Below are 2,984 nucleotides of genomic sequence, written 5' to 3'. Positions count from 1 at the left end.
CCGCACTACACAACGTGCTGACGATTGCCTACTTCGATCGTCTTGGCATACCTCGCCTCACATAACCTCAACTTCCCGAACCGCCCGGTGCGGACCCGCACGCCGGGTGGTGTGGCAGGGGACCGGCCAGCTTGCTGGCCGCCCCTATGCCGATCGTCTATCCCCTCTTCGGGATCCGCTCTTTTTGTTTGCTTCTGGCCGTTCCTAGAGCCGCCGGCGGTCCAAGGCGAAGCGCGTAAGGAATACGGCGACGCCAACGACGAAGTCAAAAAGAATCAGCCGTAGGACAGGTATGTATTGGGAAGCGCTGCATAGCGGCGCTTCTCGCCGGTCTCTCGTCGCTTGGTGACCGACGGTCTTTACGCCGCCACAGCAGATAAAATCTGTGCCTCCTGCACAAACCGGGACTCGAAATTCCTTGACGTGCCCGAGATCATCAGCGATTCCCGCGCGCGCGTCATGGCGACATAAAACAGCCGCCGCTCTTCCGGTTCAGTGGACTTCGGATCCGGCACGACCGTCTCCTCACTGCGCGCAATCCACACGTGATCCCATTCCAGCCCCTTCGAGCTGTGCATCGTCGTCAAATTAGCGCGCCGGGCGTCGGCTCATTATTGGTCTGGCGTAACAAGTTTATGCGTTCCGCGAAAGAGCCGTTTAACCGCGACAGCACGTCATCGGTGGCCTGAATGGCGCGCGCGGCTGTATCCTTCTTTGCGTATTTCATCATCCATTCAGTCACCCCCGAGAGCGTCAACGAATGGAACGTGCGCTCGCACAGGCTTTGCCATTCGGCAAGCCGCTTCATGAATTCCCGGTAATTTGTGGCGACCTCCTCCGGCAAGCCGAGCGCGACGAGTTCAGCCCGCCCTCTCTGCGTCAGCTCCGGCCCCATGTCCGCGTGCAGCGCGCGAAGCTGCTGCGCGCTCAGCCCCAGGTGCGCGAGCACCGCATCGAGTCCCGTGCCCTTCACTCCTTCGACGATCTCAAGCAGATTGCACATAAGTGCGCCCTCCGGCCGACTGAGCACCGAAGGACCCGAGGCGCGGTAATACTTGATGCCGTGCGTTCTGCACACGGCCTCGAGCGGATCCAGAATGCGATTGGTGCGGGCGAGGATGGCACAGGAACGTCCCTTCGCAAGCTGTGGTCCGAGCGCTTCGACCGCGGCTACCGCCTCGACGTACTCATCGGCGTGCCGCGAACGCTGCACGTGGCCGCCGGCGCCCTTCTCAGCGCGCAGTACTTTGGCGATGCGATCGACGTTGTTGCGAATGAGACGATCAGCGGCTGCGAGAATCTCGGCACGACAACGATAGTTGCTGCCGAGCACCACCGGCTTGGCCTCGAACGTCTGGATGAACAACTCCATGCCGCGATAACCCAGCGCTTCACGAAACGCATAGATGCTTTGATCGTCGTCGCCGACGACCGTGACGATCGCGCCTGCCTTCGCGTGCAATTCGATCCAGCGGTATTGAAGCGGGTCCGTATCCTGAAACTCGTCGACGAGCAGATAGGTGAAGGGGTACGGTAGGATCGTCCCGCTTTCCATGCCCTCCACGGCCAGACGCAGCATGTCCTGGAAATCGATCTTGCCGTTACGGGCAAGCGCATCTTGATAGGCGAGGTACAGCTCGCCGTCCTCGCTTTGCGGGTCGCACCGGCCGAAGTTCGTCTTGATCTTCTCGATCGTTGGGATGACGTCTTCGGCCTTCCCCTCACGCCCAAGTTCCTGCATCACGCGAATCAGCAGCCCCAGCCGGTCGCCGTCGGAGGCGATATCGAGCGGCCGCGCGCCGGGCCGCTGCAGTTGCTTAAACGCGAGCGAGTGGAAGGTGCCCGCGATCAGGCGTTTTTTTACGGCAGCGCCGGCGGCCTTCAGGATGCGCTCGCGTAATTCGATCGCGGCATCCTTGGAGAACGTCACCGCGCCTACAATGGCTGCGTTATTCGCAGCGCTCTCCTGCAGCAAGAGAGCGGCTTTGGTGGCGATCGTCTTGGTCTTGCCGGCACCCGGGCAGGCGATCGCCACGCAATGCTGGCGCAACTGGGCGACTTCCCGTTGCTGGGGGTTGAGATCGTCCAGCATGTCGCCTCCCTTAGCGACCGCGCACCGTGGTCATCAACTTCAAGTGCGTGAGGTAACCGCGAATGCCGAGCGGATTGAAGCGCCGCAGGAAATTCACCGCCTCATCATCGACGTCAGATTGATCGCGAATGCCGTTCCACACCATGAAGTCGAAGTGATCCATCGCCTGGTCGAATTTCATGATCAAGGTGAGTACGCGCATCGAAAACCGCGAATACGCTTCGACCTCAATCTCCATCGCGGGCAATGGAATGGTCGGCTCGAAGACAAATTACTTGTTGGCGCGAAGCGCGGCTTCTTTCTGTTCGCGAAAGCCCTGCGCCACGCGAAGTTGCTCGTCGACGTATTCCTCGACGCTCACGAGCAGCTTCTCAAGCGCGCTGTTGACGACTTCCTTGTCGTTCTCGCCGAATGTCGAGCGACCGAAGCGCTGCATGTTGATGCTCATGCGGTTGATGTACGGCCACCACTGTTCGAACAAGGGCTTCAGGCGCGTATGGTTCAGTCGCACGCGCGCGGTAACGACCGCGGCGCCAGAAAGCTGGCGTTCCATCAGCAACCGGCCGATCTCGCGTCGACGCTTGATGATGGCGATACGCTCGGCGGCGGGAAGGTCGCGAAACAGCTTGCGGGTTTTGGCGACCTCGGCGAGCTTCATGCTCACGTCTTCGCTTGAGATCACGCCTTCCTTGTGCAGACGATCGGCGTCCGCTTCCATCTGCGTGAGTTCGCGCTCCAGTTCGCCGTCGTCGGCCCCATCCGTTGTCAGCGGTGCATCGTGTGCGTCGCCTGCTGCAAGCGTCCCGGTCGCCAGCGACGCGTCGGGTTCAATGTGTTCGGGCGAAGCCGACGCATCATCATTGATCTTTTCGTTTTCGACCACAGTGCTCAT

2 pseudogenes are annotated in these 2,984 nt (G+C 60.7%); both read right to left on the bottom strand.

The features are described from left to right. Positions 1–359 precede the first annotated feature (359 nt). Positions 360–2,092, bottom strand: a pseudogene (locus BVER_RS28435) (ATP-dependent helicase). A gap of 10 nt (positions 2,093–2,102) precedes the next feature. Then, positions 2,103–2,984: pseudogene (locus tag BVER_RS28430) on the bottom strand (ATPase); the annotation flags it as partial.

It is taken from the genome of Candidatus Burkholderia verschuerenii (assembly GCF_001189365.1).
In the GTDB taxonomy this organism is placed as follows: Bacteria; Pseudomonadota; Gammaproteobacteria; order Burkholderiales; family Burkholderiaceae; genus Caballeronia; species Caballeronia verschuerenii.
Note: the sequence above shows the minus strand (reverse complement) of the source record. Positions and strands in the feature narration are given on the sequence as shown.